We start from the raw sequence: 20,298 nt of genomic DNA, 5'->3' as shown, positions 1-20,298 counted from the left end.
AGAACAAGATTAAAGACCTGACTGTAAATACCCAAGAATGGTTTAAGGACAAAATTCAATAAAATATTGTTAATAAATAAAATTCCAGAAAGCACTTGATTAGGCACGGACAAACAAGTTTGTCCATGCCACCTTTCATATGGAAATTCTCAGAACGGCAAATTAGACCTTCGGCAACTACAAAAGTTATAAATACCCCTCCCTGATGGGAAGAGGTAGAGGAGGGTAATCTGCCTTTTCCTTTCGCCCACACCTAGCTATCCCTATCAAAGGGGGAGAAACTAATAGTTTGAAATTCTTGACATTACATTAGGTCGCGTCGGACACAACATTTACAACCAATAAGCGCGTGTCTATCAAGTTTCACGGGTATCTCTTCCATTCTGAAATTTTTAACCTGAGCCCTTTGCGATTGGATGATCAGGGTTGGTAATCCATTCGCTCCATGAACCGGCATACAAACGAGCATTTCCTAAACCTGCGTGAGCCAAGGCAAGAAGGTTCTGTGATGCGGTAACACCAGAACCACAGTAAAAAACCGTACGTTCGGGTGGTACATCACCAAGGATGTGCTGGAAGCGGGCTTTCAAATCCTCTTTGAAGAGGAAGAGACCCTCCGAATCAAGATTATGAGCGAAAGGGGCGGATAGCGCACCGGGAATATGACCAGATACCGGATCAATCGTTTCGTTTTCACCACGATAGCGGTCGGCACTTCGGGAATCAATTAAACGAAAGTTTGGATTATGCAGTATCTTCAATACATCTGTAGAATTGAATACCAAATCGTTTCGAACTCTGGGAATAAAGATTCTTGGTTTTCGGGTCTCAACACCGCTTGTCACTGGGTAAGCTTTGCTTTCCCAGTGTTGCCAACCACCGTCCAAGACAGCAACGGCATCATGGCCAACCCATTGCAGCATCCACCAGAGTCTGGCTGCTGCCATTGCACCACCTTTATCGTCATAAGCCACCACCTGAACGCCTGCATCTATTCCCCAATTCGACAGGGTCTGGGCAAATGTTTCAGGTCTTGGTAACGGATGGCGTCCTGTTGTGCCTGGAATGATCTTACCGGACAAGTCTTCATTCAGGTGTGAGTAGACAGCGCCAGGGATATGGGCTTGAAGATAATCCCGCCGGCCACGTTCCGTATCATCCAATGAAAAACGACAATCAACAATCGTCCAATTTGGATCAGCAATATGATTAACCAGTTCTAAAGAAGATATGAGGGTTGTGTAAGACATAAAGATACCTCATTTAACGCCTTTATTCAGAAAATTTCGGAGAAGTTTTAATGGTTTTTTAAACTGAATTTTCAAATAGCCTGGCGGTTTGTCGGTCTCGCCTAAATCATCAATCAAGCCTGATCCAACTGTACCTTTATTACTTTTCAATCGCCATCAGCTGCTTTGTTTTTTCACTCGGCCATTTTATCTTTGGATTGGTTATCAACTCTTTGGATAATATTAATTGTTTAGCAACAATTTCAAGAGATGGAGACCGTTCTAATGCTTTGTTTAACAATTCTATTGCTTGGTCGATCTTATTTTGTACTACTAACAATATTGCTTCGTAGAGTAGCAACCATCGATAGTCCTTGTTGTGTTTTTCAACCTCTTTGAATTCTTCTTCCGCTTTATCATAATTTCCAAGTAGCATAAGGTAGAAACCACGTAAACATCTTGCATGAAGAGCTTCGGGATCTGCCTGAATGGTCTCATCCAAGAGAGAAATAATTTGTTTTACGTCATTGCCGGTCAAACTTCCACGCCTAATAAGGGTCAAAGCTTTTAGATATCCACCATAAGGTGATTTATACTCAGATCGGCTCCGATTTATTGACCACCAAGCTTTTACAGCGTCTGTGTCGAGCGGACGAAATCGCTCACCTGTTAATTTCTCTAGTGTTCGAGTCATTCTTGCAATCACGCGTAAGTCCTGCTCTGAATCTAAGGAATCACAAAGTTCCTGCACAGCCATTTTCCTATTTAGGTCATACAAAACGTTAACAGCAGCTTCTTGTAAGCCTGAATTATGATATATATCAATTACTTCTTCAACTGAAAAACCTGGGTTTTGCCTAGAAATTGATTCTACTAAAGTTATGTATGCTCGCTGGTTCCTATCTGCATCAAAGTATAACTCGATCTCTTTAAGGGCTGCTCGAGCATAAATCTGTAATTCGGATTCGCTTGCTGCTATTCCTTTAAGTTCTTCGTAATCCTTACGTGAGCCTGCTTTTGAAGCCACTGCTAATTGCTGGACATGCAATTGTTCATGAAGCGAAGTTTGATTTTTTTCAATTTGATTCTGTTTTGCTGATATCTCAGTGGTTAATACCTCAATGCGCTTGGACAAATCATCAGCTTCCGATTTCAGAGGATTAACTTTCTCTTCCACATATTGGCCCATTTTTGTGCGAATTGCCTCATCAGCGGCTTCTTTTAACATTGGCTCAGTCATTCGCTGTTGGACATGATCTTTAACCCATTTCTTGATTAGCTGGGGTGCAATCAAATACGAAGCCACTGGTTCAAGTATTGCAAACGCTGTTGCAATAAACGCCCAGTATCGCCATTTCTTGACATAATCATGAGCTAGTTTCTTTAAATCAAATTGATTGTGTTCACGCAATCGGTCAACTGCATCATTGATGCGTGTTTCAATTAATGCTTGAACACCGGATGGCAAATTAAGATTTTCAGTGGAATCTGGCAGTTTTGATATAGGCCTGCCACTTTCATCATAAATGATTTTGGTTTCTGAGGGTCGTTCATTAATACCAATCTAAGTTTGATCTATAAGACAATTCTCGTATAATTTTGATGGCCTAACTATTATTTAGACAAACTACAAACTATATGCGTGATTTTTTTTGTGAATACAATCAATATACACAAGGGTTTAATATGGTCAAGCGAAAACTGATGAGTTGAGACGTAACCTGATATATTTAAGTGTCATACCGTCAGGTCGGAAGGGGGGTATTTGAAAATGAAATTGAAAAGGGGCAAGATTTTGTTATAATTCTAAATCATCTGTACGGGCCCATAGCTCAGCTGGTCAGAGCAGCGGACTCATAATCCGCGTGTCCAAGGTTCGAATCCTTGTGGGCCCACTTTTTCTCCAAGTATTTCTTCGATTACCTGCCTCTGCTATCTAGCACATGAATCAGATAATTTGTAATAGTTTTGTTCTTTGAAAAATCCCGGCAATAATGTGGTTATCATACACTGTAGTGGCAATTCATGAATTGCCACTATATACTGCCACAAAGGTATTTTTCAACCATGAATGTTTTCAAAAAGCTAAACCGTTACGATAATTTCGGATTTTTAAATAATGAATAAAAAAATCATAGGTGTTGTAGGTGCAGGAAATGCAGATGAACCGATTCTGAAAATTGCAGAAGATATAGGGTAATTAACTGCCCGGAGAAATGCTATCTTAGTTTGCGGTGGACTCGGAGGAGTAATGGAAGCAGCTGCAAAAGGTGCTAAGCATGAGGGTGGTATTACCGTAGGGATACTGCCCCAGGAACATAAAAAAGGAGCAAGTCCATATATTGATATCCCGGTTGCTACAGGATTTGGAGAGGGGAGAAATGTTATCATTGTTCGCACAGCGGATGTCATAATCGCAGTTGGCGGAGAATACGGAACCCTTTCAGAAATAGCTTTTGCTCTTAAAATGGGAAAGCCAGTTATCGGGATAAGCACATGGGATATAAAAGGCATCATAAAGGCTATTAATGCAGAAGAAGCAGTGAAAAAGGCCTTTGAGGCATCAGTTTCCCATTAGTCTTAAACGTTCTAAAACCTGTTTGATATCCTCTTTTTGAGCCTGTGATGGGTCTATTCTTAATAATTCCTTCAGATAATATTGAGACATTTCTCTATCATTCTTACTATCGAGATATAAAAAAACGAGGTTTTTGTAAACATTTGGGATGTTGGATTTACGTATAAGAATTTTCTGGAATATGTCTATAGCATTATCTGCCAGGCCCAATCCGCGGTATAAACAGCCGAGTGCGTAGTGAGCATTGAGATTGTTGGGGTCTAGCTGAATTACGATATTGTATTCATTAATAGCCTCAGTTTGTTTTCCCAATTTTTCATAGGCAAGACCTAAATTGTAATGGCCTAATGATTGATTACCATCCAATTCAATAGCTTTTTTGAATTCAATAACGGCTTCATTTAGCCGCCCTCTTTTGGCATAATTCACACCTAAATTAATCAGTGCAGGAATGTACTTGCTGTCGTAATAAAGAGATTTTTTGAATTCTTCCATAGCCTTGTCGAGGTTTCCCATTCTGTTATAAATATTGCCAAGTCCGTTATGGGCCAGTGAGTAGTCAGGCTTTATCCTCAGTGCCTCTTCGTACTCCAGCCTTGCCTTATCAAGAGAACCCTGATTAAAATAGATATTGCCAAGATTGTTATGGGGTGGTGCATAATTTCTGTCTAATTGAACGGCCTCAGAGTATTCACCGAAGGCTTTGTCGTTAAGCCCCTGTTTACTGTAAACGTTTCCAAGATTGCTATGAACATTGGCGTCCTTCGGATTTATGCTTAACGCAGTTTGATATTCCTTTTGTGCCCTTTCAATAAGCCCCCTTTCTATGTATACATTTCCTAAATTACAATGAGCACGATAGCTATTGGGGGAACGTACGATGGTTTTTGTCCATAGCGTAAGTTCGTCCCGCCAATTCCCATTCTTCCAGATAATAGAAATCCCATATCCTCCGATCATTAAGGTAACCAGGACAAGTTGTACTATTCGCCTCAATGGAATAGCGCGCGGAGACAGGGTGCGGTCTGTGATCCGATAAATGAGAATTCCTTTTACTACGCAAAATCCCATTACCGAGATATAGAGATACCTTTCGGCCATGATATTGCCTATCGGAAGGATGTTCATAATCGGTAATAGTGTAATAAAGAACCATGCCATCCAGCAGGCAAATATGTTCTTCGTTTTACATAATATCGCAAATATGATAAAAATTGATATCAGCAAGGTTATGGAAAGAACAGAGGACACTTCCAGTGGATGCGTCACAAGGGAGACCACATAGTCCGCATTCAGATTAAGCGGAAAGAATGATAGTTTGATATAGGATGCCAGTATCGTAATCATGGTAAAGGCATTGACCCAGAAACCACCGGGTTGATAGGCAGCTTTTAATGCAGGATTACTGAATACAATAAACCGAATTACAAAGTAGAATAGGGTGATAGCAAGATGCCCTATATAGATTCCTTTAAATCTTCTCGCAATGGCCGGCCATGGCTTTTGATCAGAGAATACCGCAAACAATATAAGCAGGGCAGGAAGGGTTATGGCCATTTCTTTTGAAAAGAGGGCACACAGATATGCTACAAGAGAAATTGCATAATAAACTAGAAATCGACTCTTTTTACCACTTTCCCGATAAAGAAGGGTATCGGATTTTATAAAACAAATAAGAGAGACAAGGAGAAAGGTTGCTGATAAGAGATCTTCACGATAGCCAACGGCATTTACGGTTTCCACAAGTAACGGGTGTGTAAGAAAGAAAAAAACTGAAAGTAAAACAATCTTATTGTTGTCTAAAACGGTACGGAGAAAAAGATAAAAAAGTACCGAATTTACTGTATGCAAAATGACATTGGTGAGGTGAAATCCAGAAGGATTTAAGCGCCAGATGGCATAATCAACAAAATATGAGATTGTAACAAGGGGGCGATAACTCATCTCCCCAGAAATAGAAAAATAATCTTTGGTAAAGATTTTGGGAAGATACTTCCATTCCTTAATGAAAGAATTTTCTACAATAATCTTAAAATCATCATAGACAAATCGGCCGTGCGTTGCATTTAAATAAAGCAAAAAACAAAATGCGGATATCAAGATGAGAGTAAATACAAAAAACTGATTCTCCTTGTAAATCGGGCCGTTTTTCATTGTTTTTACAATACTTAATTTTTGGTGATTTTGCAAACGCAGAATAAAGTAATAAAAAGCATTCCTTTATAAATACAAATCCCCCTATACCTACCTTTGTAAAAGGTGGTACAGGGGGATTTCGTAATTCCTGGCATTCACGATAAGCGTGAATGCCCTTCTTGACCTAAATAATAATCTTATTAGAATAAATAGGCAAGATCAATTGCTGTTGTAAGCTCATCGTTATGACCGTTAAATATATCTTCGCTTCCTTCGTCATAACGTACCTCGGGTCTGACAAGTAAATTCTCCCTGATCTTGAAGTTGGCGGTAACGGTAACTTCCCAGAGATGAAGAGCAGAAACGCCTATCCTGGCTCCGTCGTGGTCATCAAAATATTCACCTCTTAGTGCTACGCCAAAGTAATCTGTAATATCTTGATTAATAATACCTGAGAAACCCCACCATTTACCGTTGCCTTCTCCTGGCAAGAAACCGCTAGCCGCCCCTGCAGCGCCCTCTTCTGTACCAAAATCAAAGTTAAGGTTAAAGGCTGTCTTTTCAAAAGGTTTTAATGCCAGGATCAAATCCCAGAAATGTCTTATATTTCCATCAGCGTCTGCCGCAATGTCTTCATCTTGTTCTGCTCCGTGGCTACCATTAACAATAAAGCTTGTATTATCACTTATTTTCCAGTTGAACTGATACCCGAAAGTCTTACTGTCATTATTGTCAACAAAGGTATCCCAGCCATTCACAAGATAACCTGTCACGGTTAAGCTATCCAATACAGGATAGCTTACGGCCAAACCCGTATTGGTAAATGGGATCGCATTCTGATACAGGAGTGAACGGGAGAAGTTGGGATTGTCCACGCTTTCCCAGAGTTCTGCACCGATCCAGGTGGCGAATTTACCGAATTTAAAATCAATGCCCTTTCCAACGGGAGCCTTGTACGTCACAAAACCCTGGCTTACGGTAAAATCATCGTCATCAACCCGACCATCGCTCGGTATGAATGTCAACCTTTGTGCAATTTCACCATAATTTGTGGTAAACCCAAAACCGATGGGGTCTTTTTCTGTAGATGGTTTGAAAACGGAGATTTCAATATTGTCCAGGGTAAAGGAATTGTTTTCCCTATCGAATGCCCTTACATCTATCCAGTCTCCCTGTGCCCCGTCGCGGGCAAAACCACCGGCAGAACCCCGCTGGTCATCCGGTTTTGAGAAATTATAACTATAATACGTATCAATAAAACCACTTATTTCTACGCTTTTGAAAAAACTGGCTAACCTACCCTCTTCGGATGGAGCCATGGCTACAGGTAAAGGCGCTGCTTCTTGCGCAAAAGCCGGCGCAGCGAAACCTGTCAGCGCACTGCACAATATACCCACCAACCCCCAACTATTTACATTCTTCATTTTAGAACTTCCCCCTTTCCTTATCTAAGGATCTAGTGTTTAAATTTACATGCTTCTGATTTTCCATGGTATGAAAAATAATAATCATCTAGATCGGCTATAAATTAATATAATCCCTAATCCGCCCCCCTTTCTCCTCCTCACATGTAAACGCAGCAAAAAACATGCCTTAAGCCACAAAAATACACTACAAATGAATATTTTATTAATACTGAACCACGATTACACCAAACATACAGCAAAACAAACACAAAAACAACAAGAACTTACAACACCATTGGCCTTAAATTAGTCTTGAACAGAGAATTACGGAATCTGTATTTCAAAATATATCCTGAGGAAAAAACAACCTTTACATACCCTTCCACTGTCAGGAATTTAACAGCAAAGTGGACGATATGAGACAGTAGATTTTACTAAAAACGCTTTACGACATGCTGCATTGTATATTTATAAAAATCCTTGTCAACAAAAATCCTAAAATACATCAAAAAAACTTGACAAATAACCAATCATTTTTCTTGACGTTAAAACTTTTATCAGTATAATCGACAAATTCAAATTTCTTAGAACAGACTCCCTATCCTTTACCTGTTCAAGACCAAATGACAGTCATCAATTTATAGTGCGTTTGGATTCCATTTTAAAATAACCTATTTAAGGAGGAACAGTATGGCGTTGGATCCCACCAAGCATGCAGATTGGGAAATAGCAGAAGATGCTGAAACTCGAATGAAGACGGTGTATCAATTGGCTGAAGAATTAGGCCTTGAGAAAGAAGAGCTACTCCCCCATGGACATTACGTAGCAAAGGTTGATTTTAATAAGGTTTTAAAACGGGTTGAGAAAAAATCCGACGGGAAATTCATTGATGTAACCGCCATAACCCCAACTCCTTTGGGTGAGGGGAAATCCACCACTACCATGGGACTGGTACAGGGTTTAGGAAAAAGAAATAAAAAGGTTATCGGGGCCATTCGTCAGCCATCAGGGGGGCCAACGATGAACATCAAGGGGTCTGCCGCTGGTGGTGGTCTTTCCCAATGCATCCCTTTGACTCCTTTTTCCCTTGGCTTGACAGGGGATATTAATGCCATTATAAATGCCCACAACCTGGCTATGGTCGCTCTTACATCCAGAATACAACATGAATTCAATTATGATGACGAAAGGCTTGCAAAAAGTAATTTAAAACGTCTTGATATCGACCCAGATAGAATCGAACTGAAGTGGATTATCGACTTTTGTGCCCAGGTATTGAGAAAAATCATCATCGGTATTGGTGGTAGAATGGATGGCTTTATGATGGAGTCTGGTTTTGCCATAGCAGTATCTTCTGAACTTATGGCAATTCTTTCAGTAGCTACAGATTTAAAAGACATGAGAGAACGGATAGGAAAGATGGTTGTTGCTTACGACAAAAAAGGTAAACCAATAACGACGAGCGATCTTGAAGTGGCTGGCGCTATGACTGCATGGATGGTGGGTGCCATTAACCCAAACCTCATGCAAACCATTGAAGGACAACCGGTGTTCGTTCATGCGGGGCCTTTTGCCAATATTGCCATCGGGCAGTCCTCGATTATTGCCGATAGGATTGGCTTGAAATTAGGTGATTACCATGTGACCGAATCTGGATTTGGTGCGGATATCGGATTTGAAAAATTCTGGAACTTAAAGTGCCGTTACTCAGGACATCGCCCAAATGCAGCGGTAATTGTTACCACTGTACGTGCAATGAAATGCCATGGTGGTGCTCCTATTCCCGTACCCGGACGTCCTCTGGATTCGTGCTATAAAGAAGAAAATGTCGCGTGGGTAGAAAAGGGAACGGAAAATCTTGTCCATCACATAGAAACGGTAAGGAAAGCCGGAATTAACCCTGTGGTTTGTATTAATCACTTCCATACGGATACAGACGCCGAAATTAAAGTAATCCGAAAAATAGCAGATGCGGCAGGGGCCCGTGTTGCAGTATCTCAGCACTGGCTAAAAGGTGGTGAGGGTGCTTTAGAACTTGCTGACGCGGTAATTGATGCATGTAACCACCCCACGAACTTTAAATTCCTTTATGACTTAAGTACACCTTTAAAGACGCGTATTGAACTGATTGCAAAGGAAGCTTATGGTGCGGATGGAGTTGATTTTACCCCGGAGGCCTTAACAAAAATCAAGGCATTGGACAATGACCCTGATATTTCTCAAATGGGAACTTGCATGGTGAAAACCCATCTTTCCGTCACTGATAATCCACAAATAAAAGGCGCACCGAAGGGCTGGAGATTACGTATTCGGGATATATTGACCTTTAAAGGTGCTGGTTTTGTAGTACCAATGGCAGGAGATATTAAACTCATGCCGGGAACGAGTTCTGACCCTGCATTCCGACGTGTGGATGTTGACGTAAACACGGGAAAAGTAAAGGGGCTTTTCTAATTCCTTACGTGCTGTGACAAAACAAGGAACACCTTCTCCGGTACCAAAATATTTCGGATTTCTTGGAAAGAGTTAGACAATCCAACGGTAACATTTTTAATTTGGATTAAGCCATTTTTTAATCTGCAAACAGAAGCTACCGTTCAAAGAAGGCTGCTGAACACAAAAGGAATCAACAGCCTTCTTTTTCATTTTGTTCCTAAACATTACCTTGACATATATATCTATATTTGCTTAAAATAGTCGAATATTGCGGATTTTCAGCTTTGAATTTTTTGCAGAAGCTACGTAAAAAACCCTGATTTCATTTTTAATTCATCACAAAGTATACAATCAAAAACATCACTTTGTTTTCTGTAAATTATATAAAAAAATGCAAAAGGCATAATGAACTATGAGCTTTCTAACTAAAATATTCGGAACATCAAACGAGAGAATACTGAATAAGATAAAACCTATTATAGAACATATCAATTCTCTCGAGCCCAAGATGATGTCATTAACGGATGCAGAACTCCGACAGAAAACGGATGAGTTTAAAGAAAGATTATCCAGGGGAGAGACCATGGATGATCTCCTGCCTGAGGCGTTTGCTACTGTACGGGAAGCAAGCAGGCGGGTCCTTGTTGCCCCCAATCCCGACAGCCCCAATCGCACCATGCGGCACTTTGATGTCCAGCTCATTGGTGGCATTGTTTTACATCAGGGAAAGATCGCTGAAATGGCGACTGGTGAAGGCAAGACCCTGGTTGCGACCCTGCCTGCATACTTGAATGCACTGTCAGGGAAAGGTGTCCACATTGTTACCGTCAATGATTATCTGGCAAAACGCGACCGGGATTGGATGAGCCCCTTATACGAATTTTTAGGGCTAAAAACTGGTGCCATTCAGTCAAATCAGCCATACGAAGAAAAGAAAGCCGCTTATTTATGCGATATTACCTACGGAACGAACAACGAATTTGGTTTTGATTATCTCCGCGACAATATGAGGGTCAGGACGGAAGAACAGGTACAGATTAGCCGCGGTCTGAATTATGCCATTGTCGATGAAGTTGATAGCATATTAGTCGATGAGGCACGCACCCCCTTAATTATCTCTGGCCCAGCAGAAGAGTCTACAGAAAAATATTATCTAGCAGATAAAGTTGCCAGACGTTTAAAAGCCGGGAAACACTTTGAAATAAAAGAGAAAGAGCGTATGGCGCATCTTACCGAGGAGGGTATTGAAGAAGTAGAGAAACTCCTGAATGTTGACAGTATTTACACCGACCGGAACATGGAATGGCCTCACTACATAGAGCAGGCGCTCCGTGCCCATTACCTGTTCAAAAACGATCGGGATTATATCGTCAAAGGTGGTGAGGTAATTATTGTGGATGAATTTACCGGGCGCTTAATGGAAGGTCGTGTATGGAGCGATGGACTGCATCAGGCCGTACAGGCAAAGGAGCATCAACGCATCAAGGAAGAAAACCAGACACTGGCGACTATTACCCTTCAGAATTTTTTTCGATTGTATAAAAAACTTGCCGGGATGACAGGGACGGCAATGACAGAGGCCGCAGAATTCGACAAGATCTATAAACTGGAAGTTGTTGCGATTCCCACAAACAAACCTATGCGTCGTACAAATTTTCCAGACCGGGTTTATCGGACCGAAAAGGAAAAGTTTGATGCCATCATTAAAGAGATAGCAGAGGTACATAAATCAGGCAGGCCAACACTGGTTGGAACAGTCTCTATTGAAAAATCAGAATTGCTGAGCGAGAAACTCATGAGAGAAGGCATTGAACATGAGGTGTTGAATGCCAAGCAACATGAAAGGGAGGCCAATATCGTTGCAAAAGCCGGACAACGCGGGAATGTCACAATCGCAACAAATATGGCCGGAAGGGGTACGGACATTGTTTTAGGTGAGGGTGTTGCAGATCTCGGAGGTCTTCATATCATAGGCACCGAAAGGCATGAGGCCCGGCGTATTGACAACCAGCTTCGTGGACGAGCCGGTCGTCAGGGGGACCCCGGTTCATCCCGCTTCTATGTATCGCTTCAAGATGATTTAATGCGTATTTTTGCCTCTGAGCGCGTTAGTTCACTCCTGAAGACCTTTGGGATGGAAGAAGGTATGGCAATTGAGCACTCGATGGTCTCGAAATCCATTGAGAGGGCACAGAAAAAGGTTGAGGAACACAATTTTGAAATACGGAAACACCTGCTCGAATATGACGAAGTCATGGACCAGCAGAGAAAAACGATTTATTCTCTGCGGCAGGATGTACTTGAAGGCAAGAATATCCGCGATTATATTTTCCAAATGATAGAGGATGGCATTAAGGAGGTAACAGCTTTTGCTTTCGACACAAAGAGTGGAAGAGATGAGGAAGAACCCTTTGATATTGCAGACTGGTTCAAGCAAAAATTCGGATTGCTTATTGATCTCAACGAGGTTGAGGAAAAGACGCGCCAGAATGTGGAAGCGTTTTTGATAAAGAAAGCAGAAGAGGCATACGAAGCAAAGGAAAACACCATCGGAAAAGAGGAAATGGAAAAAATTGCACAGATACTCCTGCTGGAAAAAATCGACACAAAATGGAAAGACCACCTCTATGCCATGGATCATCTGAGGTCGGGCATTGGCCTTCGCGGTTATGCACAGGTGGATCCAAGAATAGAATACAAAAGAGAAGCATTGGCTATGTTTGAAAGCATGAATCTGTCGATTCGAGACGAGGTAACAGACCTTATATTCAAATTGCAATTAGGCAGAGAGGCAGAGAAAAAAGATATATGGCACCCAGACCACTATGTTCACCAGGAAGTCTCGGGATTGGAAACGATTCAGGAATCGCCCGTTGCCGCTGCCATTCAGGGTGCAAATGCGAACACAGAAGAACAGGTTGAGCGGAAGATGGAACCTATCAAAGTCGGAATTAAAGTAGGCAGAAATCAACCTTGCCCATGCGGTAGTGGCAAAAAGTTCAAGCAGTGTTGTGGCAGGGTAAGTTAATTTTAGTTTTCACCTTTGAATACTACGAGCAAAGACACATAAATAACCTGAAAATCAACCCCATCCCGCATGTCGACACTCTTTGATGCTGTTTATATAACAGCGCTTACTTTTGGCTCACCTTATTTTTTTTTAAAATTCATCACCAGCAGACGATATCGTTCTGGTTTGTCACAACGTTTGGGCTGGATTGAGACGAGGGAAAGAAAAAAGCCATGTGTATGGATTCATTGCGCCTCTGTTGGAGAGGTTTTAACAGCAAAAACACTTGTAAAATCTATCGAAAAAGAGTTTAATTATTTAGATATCGTTATCACTACCAATACCAACACGGGATTGTCTGTTGCGAAACAATGCTTTCATGGCAAGAAGACTTTTTATTTCCCTCTCGATTTGAGTTGGGTAGCTGAGAAGGTACTGAGTACCATACAACCGAGTTGCGTGATATTGATCGAATTGGAGATATGGCCTAATTTTTTAATAGCAGCTGCAAAAAGGCATATTCCAGTCGTCTTACTGAATGCCAGAATATCAGAAAAATCGCTAAAATGGTATCGTTTGATCAGGAAACTTTCAAAGGAATTCTTTGAAAGTTTAGCCACGAGCGATAATGCCTTTTGCGCAAGAACCGTAGCCGATGCAACTCGTCTTACGGATTTAGGCATATCCGAGACACAAATCCTTGTTACTGGTAATATGAAATTTGATAATATGGTAACTAACGTCCCGGAAGACACAAAAAAACGGTTAATATATCTTTTTGAAATTGACAAAGACGATAAGGTGATTGTCTGTGGCAGTACTCACGAGGGGGAAGAGAACGTTATTTTAAAAATCTTTAAACACCTTTGCACAAAAACTGAAAAGCTAAGGCTGGTTTTGGTTCCACGGCATATCGAAAGAGCCAACAGTATAGTTAAGCTTATCGAATCCATGGGGCTCAGATGGATAAGGAAGACCTCACTCGATAAGGGAAATAAAATAGGCGAATTTAAATATGAAACAGTTATTCTTGTTGATACCGTCGGGGAATTACTTGCGACATATAGCATTGCCGATTGTGTTTTTGTCGGGAAAAGTCTTGTGCCGCTTGGTGGACAAAACATGATGGAACCTGCGGGACTGGCCAAGCCAATTATTGTTGGCCCGCATACGTTTAATTTTCGCGAAGAGGTTCAGTTATTAAGAGAAGCCGATGCCATAAAGGTTGTTCGGGATGAACCGACACTACTGAACAAAATGACGTATTTATTGGAGCATCCAGATGAAGCCCATGAAATGGGCAAGAGGGCACAATCGGTTGTAATGAAACAAAGAGGTGCTACCGATCGTAATTTAAAAGTATTAAAGAAAATTTTATTGAAGGAGAGGACAGTATCAGTATGAAGAAAGGAAGGCATGTATTTACCTCAGAATCAGTGTCCATGGGACATCCGGATAAAGTCGCTGACCAGATATCCGATGCAGTGCTGGATGCAATGCTTGAGCAAGACCCGATGAGCCGGGTAGCATGTGAAACATTGGTGACGACAGGTGTTGCTTTTGTAGCGGGAGAATTTACTACAAAAGCCAATGTAAATATTCCTGATATTGTAAGAAATACCATAAAAGAAATTGGTTACAATGATGCTTCAATGGGATTCGATTATAATACCTGTGCGGTTCTTACCAGTATTGGCAAACAATCACCGGATATCTCACAAGGTGTGAGTGGCGAAGGTCTCTATAAAGAGCACGGAGCAGGTGATCAAGGTATGATGTTTGGCTATGCCTGCAATGATACCCCGGAACTCATGCCGCTTCCTATCATGCTGGCACACAGAATTATTATAAAACTTGCCGAATTACGGCAAAACGGGACATTGAAATATCTCCGTCCCGATGCAAAATCTCAGGTTACTGTTGAATATCAGGATCATACCCCTGTCAGGGTACATACCGTAGTTATTTCTACCCAACATGCACCGGATGTAAAATACGAGACCATAAAAGATGATATGATTGAAAAGATTGCGAAACAGGTAATACCAGCAAACCTCTTGGATGGTAAAACGATTTACCATATTAATCCAACAGGACGTTTCGTGATCGGTGGCCCCCAGGGGGACTGCGGCTTAACAGGGCGAAAGATTATCGTTGATACGTATGGCGGGTGGGGACGTCACGGTGGGGGTGCTTTTTCAGGAAAAGATCCAACGAAGGTTGATCGAAGTGCTTGCTATGCTGCCAGACATGTCGCAAAAAATGTAGTAGCTTCCGGCCTGGCAGACCGATGCGAAGCACAAGTAGCTTATGCTATTGGGGTGGCAAAGCCCCTTGCCATCCACATCGCTACCGAAGGTACAGGCAAGATCTCCGATGAAAAGCTTACCCAAATTTGCGAAAATGTTTTTGATATGACCCCAAAGGGTATTATCGATCGGTTAAAACTCAGAAGACCGATTTATAAGATCACGGCCCGTCACGGTCATTTTGGTCGCCCAGAGGACACGTTTACATGGGAAAAGACAGACATGGTGGATGCCTTGCGAAAAGCTGCCGTTGTTTAAAAAATCACCAACTGTATGGGGCACATTGTACGTGCCCCTACTTATTTTCATGTTGTTAACAAAAGATGACATTCTTAACAAAGAAAGGGAGAATCCATGAACTATGATATCAAAGATGTAAATCTTGCTTTGGGTGGCAAGAAACGCATTGAGTGGGCAAGCAATGATATGCCTGTTCTGGCACAGGTTAAGGAGAGATTTGAACAAGAAAAACCTTTGAAAGGAATGAAGATGTCAGCATGCCTTCATGTAACAGCCGAGACAGCAAATCTTGCCAGGACGCTCAAGGCCGGAGGGGCTGATATTGTCCTTTGCGCCTCGAATCCTTTATCCACTCAGGATGACGTTGCCGCCTCTTTGGTGAAGGATTACGATATTCCTGTCTTTGCTATCAAGGGAGAAGATAACAAAACGTATTATAAGCATATTACATCAGCACTGGATCACAAACCAACCATTACGATGGACGATGGCGCCGACCTTGTTTCGGCCATCCACAAAGAAAGAAAGGAACTCATCCCGCAAATTCTCGGGAGCATGGAGGAAACAACTACCGGCGTGATAAGGTTAAAGGCCATGGAGAAAGACGGGTCACTGAAGATTCCTGTCATTGCCGTAAATGATGCCGACACAAAACACCTTTTCGATAACCGTTATGGAACCGGGCAATCCACGATCGATGGAATTATACGGGCGACAGACTGCCTCCTTGCGGGCAAGATATTTGTTGTTGCCGGTTACGGGTGGTGTGGAAAGGGGCTTGCTATGCGGGCAAAAGGCATGGGTGCAAATATCGTGATTACGGAGATTAATCCCATTAAGTCCCTGGAAGCCGCCATGGATGGATTTATGGTAATGCCTATGAGTGAAGCAGCCAAAATTGGCGACATATTCTGTACTTTAACGGGAAATATGCATGTAATCAGGAAAGAACACTTTGAAGCCATGAAGAATGGGGCGATGGTTTGCAATTCCGGTCATTTTAACATAGAGATTGACATAGCTGCTTTAGAATCAATAGCAGCGAAGAAGAACAAGTCAGTCCGTAATTTTGTCGATCAATATGTGTTAAAGAATGGCAAATCCATCTATCTCCTTGGAGAAGGTCGCCTCATTAATCTCGCGGCTGCAGAAGGTCATCCAGCTTGTGTAATGGATATGAGTTTTGCCACTCAGGCACTGGCTACCGAATATGTCGTAAAAAATAAAGGTAAATTAGTATCCAAGGTTTACGAAGTACCTGAAGAGATTGACCACTGGGTCGCGAGTTTAAAATTAAAGTCCATGGGCATTGCTATTGACACGCTTACTCAAGAACAAGAGAAGTACCTTGCGTCATGGGAGGAAGGTACCTGATTGGAATATGGCCATTATTAAACCGTTTCGTGGATTACGATACAATCAAGACGTCATTACGGACATTTCGGCCGTTGTGACACCCCCTTATGATGTAATTTCTCCGCAAGAGCAAGAGCGGTATTACCAGGCTCACCCCAATAATATTATTCGTTTGGATTTGGGAAAGGACTTCTCCTGCGATACAGAAAAAACCAACAAATATACCCGTGCTGCTGAATTGCTCAAGAGCTGGAGGGAAAAAGGTATCCTTAAGCAGGAAGATGACCCGGCAATATATATTTATGATCAAAAATTTTTGTCTGGCAACAGATGGCTGGTCAGGAGAGGCTTCATTGCGTTGGTGAAGTTGGAACCCTTTGACAAAGGATACATCTACCCTCACGAACAAACACTTCCTGGTCCAAAGGCAGATCGGCTAAAACTTACCCAATCGTGCCGGGCCAACCTCAGTTCTATATTTGCCCTTTTCCCGGACGATAATAACGCAATCGATACTTATCTGTCAATGACAACTATCACAAGACCCGAGGTGGATTTTTTAGACGATACCGGAGTAAAAAATAAGCTTTGGGTAATAAAGGAAAAACAGACTATCGACAATTTAGTTGCTCTCATGAAGGAGAAACCCCTTTTTATAGCCGATGGACACCATCGTTACGAAACTGCATTGGTTTACAAAGAACAAATGCGTAAAGAAAACATCCGGAATGGAGATGATTTGCCTTCAGACTATGTGATGATGGTATGCGTGTCGATGAACAATAATGGGTTGAAGATATTGCCGGCCCATCGGCTCGTACGTAATATAAAGAATTATCGCTTTGACCGGATTTTACAATCGATACAAGAGTCTTTTGAGGTCGAGCTGTTAGGCAAGGGGTGCCGGGTAGAGGATTTTATGTCGAGCCTCAACGATGAAACTAAAGGCCATACCTTTATAATGTACGCTGGTCAGGAAGACGCCTATTATAAATTGCGGCTTGGCAATGAAAAATTACTTGATGCAGTATTCGCCAAAGACCATCCCGAATGGAAGCATCTGGATGCGGGTATCCTTCATGGTATGATTATCAACAAAATACTGGGTATAAATTCCGATGATGTAACCGTGAAAGACTACGTGAAATACGTAAAGGATGAAGCAGAGGCCGTATCGCTCGTGCAATCCGGCCAGTATCAATTGGCATTCTTTCTTAACCCCACCCCTATTGAACAGGTAAAAGAAATCGCCATGGCACGCAAGGTTATGCCCCCTAAGTCGACATATTTTTATCCGAAGTTAATCACCGGCATTGTGATAAACTGCTTAAATTGATCGCAACAGTTGAATGAAAGTTTTTTCTGATTAGCAATTGACAGGACACATATTTTCCGTTACAATTGCAAAAATATTATTCATCTTATCGAGAGTGGCAGAGGGACTGGCCCTGTGAAGCCACAGCAACCGGTCTTGTTCAGCAAAAAGCTGTGCAAGATGCTGGTGCTAATTCCTGTCTCGTGTTTTGGGAAAAGATAAGATAGGTACATAAAAAGGCCTCTTCCTATCTTATTTGAATAGAAAGAGGCCTTTTTATTTGCTTGATTGGACACAGATTAACACAGTTTATCAGGATGTAACGGGAGTATTTATTATCATGTATAGTTGCGGAAATCTGCGTCCTTATCAAAAATGAATGGAGGCAACAGATGGGATTTGTAAAAGGTCTAAAGTGTCGGGAGTGTGGAAAACCATATCCAAAAGAGCCACTTCATGTCTGCAGCTTTTGTTTTGGCCCTTTGGAAGTCGATTATGATTATGACGGAATTAAGAAGGTTTTGAACAGAAAACTGATCGAATCCCGCGGCAAAACAATGTGGCGTTATCAGGAACTGCTTCCGGTGGATGGTGAACCAACGGTTGGCGCTCAGGTAGGTTTCACGCCCCTTGTCAAGGCAAACAACCTTGCCAAGGTACTTGGAGTAAAAGAACTGTATGTGAAAAACGATTCCGTGAATTATCCCACGTTCTCCTTTAAAGACCGGGTTGTTTCGACGGCCCTGACAAAGGCAAAGGAATTTGGATATAAAACAGTCGGATGTGCCACAACAGGAAATCTGGGAAATGCAGTAGCAGCACAGGCCGTGCAGGCTGGGCTGGAAAGTTATATTATTATGCCTGCCGATCTTGAACAGGGTAAGATTATTGGCACCCTGATTTATGGTACGAATGTGATAAAAGTCAGAGGAAACTATGACAACGTAAACAAGCTTTGCTCTGAGATCGCTGATAAATATGGCTGGGCAATCGTGAATGTAAATCTGAGACCGTACTATGGAGAGGGTTCAAAGACCTATGGATATGAGATCATAGAACAACTAGGATGGAAAGCACCACAACATATTGTAGTTCCCATGGCAGGCGGGTCCTTGATTACGAAGATTGAAAAGGCTATTAAAGAATTCGTAAAACTAGGTCTTATCGATAAAGCAGATACCAGGCTCCATGGCGCCCAGGCAAGCGGCAGCTCACCGATAACCACAGCTGTTAAGCAGGTAACCGACGTGATAAAACCTGTAAAGCCCAGGACTATTGCCCAGTCAATAGCAATCGGCAATCCGGCTGACGGTTATTATTCTGTGAAGTCCATTAATGTGTCCGGAGGATGGGCAGAGGATGTAACCGACGATGAACTCGTAGAGGGTATTAAATTACTTGCCAGAACGGAAGGTATCTTCACAGAAACAGCGGGCGGTGTAACTGTGGCGGTTACAAAAAAACTTATCGAACAGGGCAAAATACCACAGGATGAGTCCATTGTAATCAGTGTTACGGGAAATGGCCTAAAAACCCAGGAGGCTGTACTGGACAAATTAGAAGTACCAAAAATCATCAACCCTTCCCTCTCTGAATTTGATGCGATTATGGAAGAGAAGATGGCAGCAGTACATTAAAAGTAATCAGCCTCTTAGCAAGGTGCTACCTCAGACCTTTATAAATCAAAACGTAAAATAGAAGAAATATTCTTTTGAACATTTTTTTAACAGTATGATAACTCTCTAATTTACATACATTTTGATATTTTTTAGTTACGATTTTATGATAATTTTTGAAAACCCGAAAGGAGCATAAATATGCCAGTAACGGTACGCATTCCAACACCACTAAGAACCCTTACCAAGGGTGCAGACGAGGTAAAGGCGGAGGGAAAAAATATTAAAGACATTATTGATAATCTTGAAACAAATTATAAGGGAATTAGAGAGAGAATTTGTGACAATGACGGTCAAATCAGGAGGTTTATTAATTTTTATCTCAATGATGAAGACATTCGGTTTATGGGTAATCTAAATACGTCTGTAAAAGATGGCGACTATATTTCCATAGTGCCTGCCATTGCTGGTGGCAATTAGAAATATACTATCTTTGCAAAAAACGTAATCAGAGGGAGTTGAATTGGTTGCAAAGGATAACGTGATAGGAAAAAACCATGTTGTTGACTTTGGCATTTTATGAAAACGAGGCAGCATTGAAGAAGAGAATTATTTTCTGAAATCATCCTAAACGTTATGATTTCATTTCATGAAGATTATAGTTACA

Annotated in this window: 12 protein-coding genes, 1 tRNA gene, 1 pseudogene and 1 riboswitch; of the genes and pseudogenes, 10 read left to right on the top strand and 4 right to left on the bottom strand. The window is 41.6% G+C overall.

Translation table 11 applies throughout. The features are described 5' to 3' along the window. Positions 1-392 precede the first annotated feature (392 nt). Both E3K36_01445 and E3K36_01440 read right to left on the bottom strand, forming a co-directional pair. Positions 393-1,250 carry a sulfurtransferase gene (locus tag E3K36_01445; protein MCF6153921.1) on the bottom strand — a complete coding sequence of 286 codons (858 nt, stop codon included), beginning with the start codon at positions 1,248-1,250 and terminating at the stop codon, positions 393-395. A gap of 139 nt (positions 1,251-1,389) precedes the next feature. Next, the gene (locus E3K36_01440; protein MCF6153920.1) at positions 1,390-2,697 is read right to left on the bottom strand and encodes a tetratricopeptide repeat protein; all 1,308 of its coding nucleotides are present in this window, start codon (positions 2,695-2,697) and stop codon (positions 1,390-1,392) included. Between the two features lie 353 nt (positions 2,698-3,050). Here E3K36_01440 and E3K36_01435 point away from each other — a divergent pair. Both E3K36_01435 and E3K36_01430 read left to right on the top strand, forming a co-directional pair. Then, a tRNA-Met gene (locus E3K36_01435) sits at positions 3,051-3,124 on the top strand. A 224-nt stretch (positions 3,125-3,348) separates the two neighbouring features. Continuing rightward, a pseudogene (locus tag E3K36_01430) lies at positions 3,349-3,807 on the top strand (TIGR00725 family protein). Here the strand turns inward: E3K36_01430 and E3K36_01425 are convergent. Together E3K36_01425 and E3K36_01420 are read right to left on the bottom strand one after the other, a co-directional pair. Continuing rightward, on the bottom strand, positions 3,793-5,961 hold the full coding sequence (locus E3K36_01425) for a tetratricopeptide repeat protein (protein MCF6153919.1): 2,169 nt from the start codon (positions 5,959-5,961) through the stop codon (positions 3,793-3,795). The pseudogene E3K36_01430 and the gene E3K36_01425 sit on opposite strands and share 15 nt — an antisense overlap. A gap of 182 nt (positions 5,962-6,143) precedes the next feature. Further along, positions 6,144-7,367: a porin gene (locus E3K36_01420; GenBank protein MCF6153918.1), complete on the bottom strand. Its 1,224-nt coding sequence runs from the start codon at positions 7,365-7,367 to the stop codon at positions 6,144-6,146. 672 nt (positions 7,368-8,039) lie between these two features. Here E3K36_01420 and E3K36_01415 point away from each other — a divergent pair. From E3K36_01415 to E3K36_01380, 8 genes are all read left to right on the top strand, one after another. Further along, positions 8,040-9,803, top strand: a complete 1,764-nt coding sequence (locus E3K36_01415; protein ID MCF6153917.1) for a formate--tetrahydrofolate ligase — start codon at positions 8,040-8,042, stop codon at positions 9,801-9,803. A gap of 394 nt (positions 9,804-10,197) precedes the next feature. Continuing rightward, positions 10,198-12,813, top strand: a complete 2,616-nt coding sequence (gene secA, locus E3K36_01410; protein ID MCF6153916.1) for a preprotein translocase subunit SecA — start codon at positions 10,198-10,200, stop codon at positions 12,811-12,813. A 69-nt stretch (positions 12,814-12,882) separates the two neighbouring features. After that, a complete protein-coding gene (locus E3K36_01405; GenBank protein ID MCF6153915.1) occupies positions 12,883-14,199 on the top strand; it encodes a 3-deoxy-D-manno-octulosonic acid transferase in 1,317 nt (438 codons plus the stop codon). Next, on the top strand, positions 14,196-15,362 hold the full coding sequence (locus E3K36_01400) for a methionine adenosyltransferase (protein MCF6153914.1): 1,167 nt from the start codon (positions 14,196-14,198) through the stop codon (positions 15,360-15,362). Before E3K36_01405 ends, E3K36_01400 begins: the two co-directional genes overlap by 4 nt. A 96-nt stretch (positions 15,363-15,458) precedes the next feature. After that, positions 15,459-16,718 carry an adenosylhomocysteinase gene (locus tag E3K36_01395; GenBank protein ID MCF6153913.1) on the top strand — a complete coding sequence of 420 codons (1,260 nt, stop codon included), beginning with the start codon at positions 15,459-15,461 and terminating at the stop codon, positions 16,716-16,718. 7 nt (positions 16,719-16,725) lie between these two features. Continuing rightward, positions 16,726-18,036: a DUF1015 domain-containing protein gene (locus E3K36_01390; GenBank protein MCF6153912.1), complete on the top strand. Its 1,311-nt coding sequence runs from the start codon at positions 16,726-16,728 to the stop codon at positions 18,034-18,036. A gap of 82 nt (positions 18,037-18,118) precedes the next feature. After that, a riboswitch (SAM riboswitch) is annotated at positions 18,119-18,240 on the top strand. A 167-nt stretch (positions 18,241-18,407) separates the two neighbouring features. Further along, positions 18,408-19,652 carry a threonine synthase gene (locus tag E3K36_01385; protein MCF6153911.1) on the top strand — a complete coding sequence of 415 codons (1,245 nt, stop codon included), beginning with the start codon at positions 18,408-18,410 and terminating at the stop codon, positions 19,650-19,652. 180 nt (positions 19,653-19,832) lie between these two features. Continuing rightward, a complete protein-coding gene (locus E3K36_01380) occupies positions 19,833-20,111 on the top strand; it encodes a MoaD/ThiS family protein (GenBank protein MCF6153910.1) in 279 nt (92 codons plus the stop codon). The last annotated feature ends 187 nt before the right edge of the window (positions 20,112-20,298 follow it).

It is taken from the genome of Candidatus Brocadia sp., from assembly GCA_021646415.1.
GTDB lineage: Bacteria > Planctomycetota > Brocadiia > Brocadiales > Brocadiaceae > Brocadia.
This window is presented reverse-complemented; position numbering and strand designations above follow the sequence as displayed.

Bases quoted from the DNA above. Each gene is read 5' to 3' on its own strand.
- E3K36_01445 (MCF6153921.1), bottom strand. From the start codon at position 1,250: ATGTCTTACACAACCCTCATATCTTCTTTAGAACTGGTTAATCATATT.
- E3K36_01425 (MCF6153919.1), bottom strand. From the start codon at position 5,961: ATGAAAAACGGCCCGATTTACAAGGAGAATCAGTTTTTTGTATTTACT.
- E3K36_01420 (MCF6153918.1), bottom strand. From the start codon at position 7,367: ATGAAGAATGTAAATAGTTGGGGGTTGGTGGGTATATTGTGCAGTGCG.
- E3K36_01415 (MCF6153917.1), top strand. From the start codon at position 8,040: ATGGCGTTGGATCCCACCAAGCATGCAGATTGGGAAATAGCAGAAGAT.
- secA (MCF6153916.1), top strand. From the start codon at position 10,198: ATGAGCTTTCTAACTAAAATATTCGGAACATCAAACGAGAGAATACTG.
- E3K36_01405 (MCF6153915.1), top strand. From the start codon at position 12,883: ATGTCGACACTCTTTGATGCTGTTTATATAACAGCGCTTACTTTTGGC.
- E3K36_01400 (MCF6153914.1), top strand. From the start codon at position 14,196: ATGAAGAAAGGAAGGCATGTATTTACCTCAGAATCAGTGTCCATGGGA.
- E3K36_01395 (MCF6153913.1), top strand. From the start codon at position 15,459: ATGAACTATGATATCAAAGATGTAAATCTTGCTTTGGGTGGCAAGAAA.
- E3K36_01390 (MCF6153912.1), top strand. From the start codon at position 16,726: ATGGCCATTATTAAACCGTTTCGTGGATTACGATACAATCAAGACGTC.
- E3K36_01385 (MCF6153911.1), top strand. From the start codon at position 18,408: ATGGGATTTGTAAAAGGTCTAAAGTGTCGGGAGTGTGGAAAACCATAT.
- E3K36_01380 (MCF6153910.1), top strand. From the start codon at position 19,833: ATGCCAGTAACGGTACGCATTCCAACACCACTAAGAACCCTTACCAAG.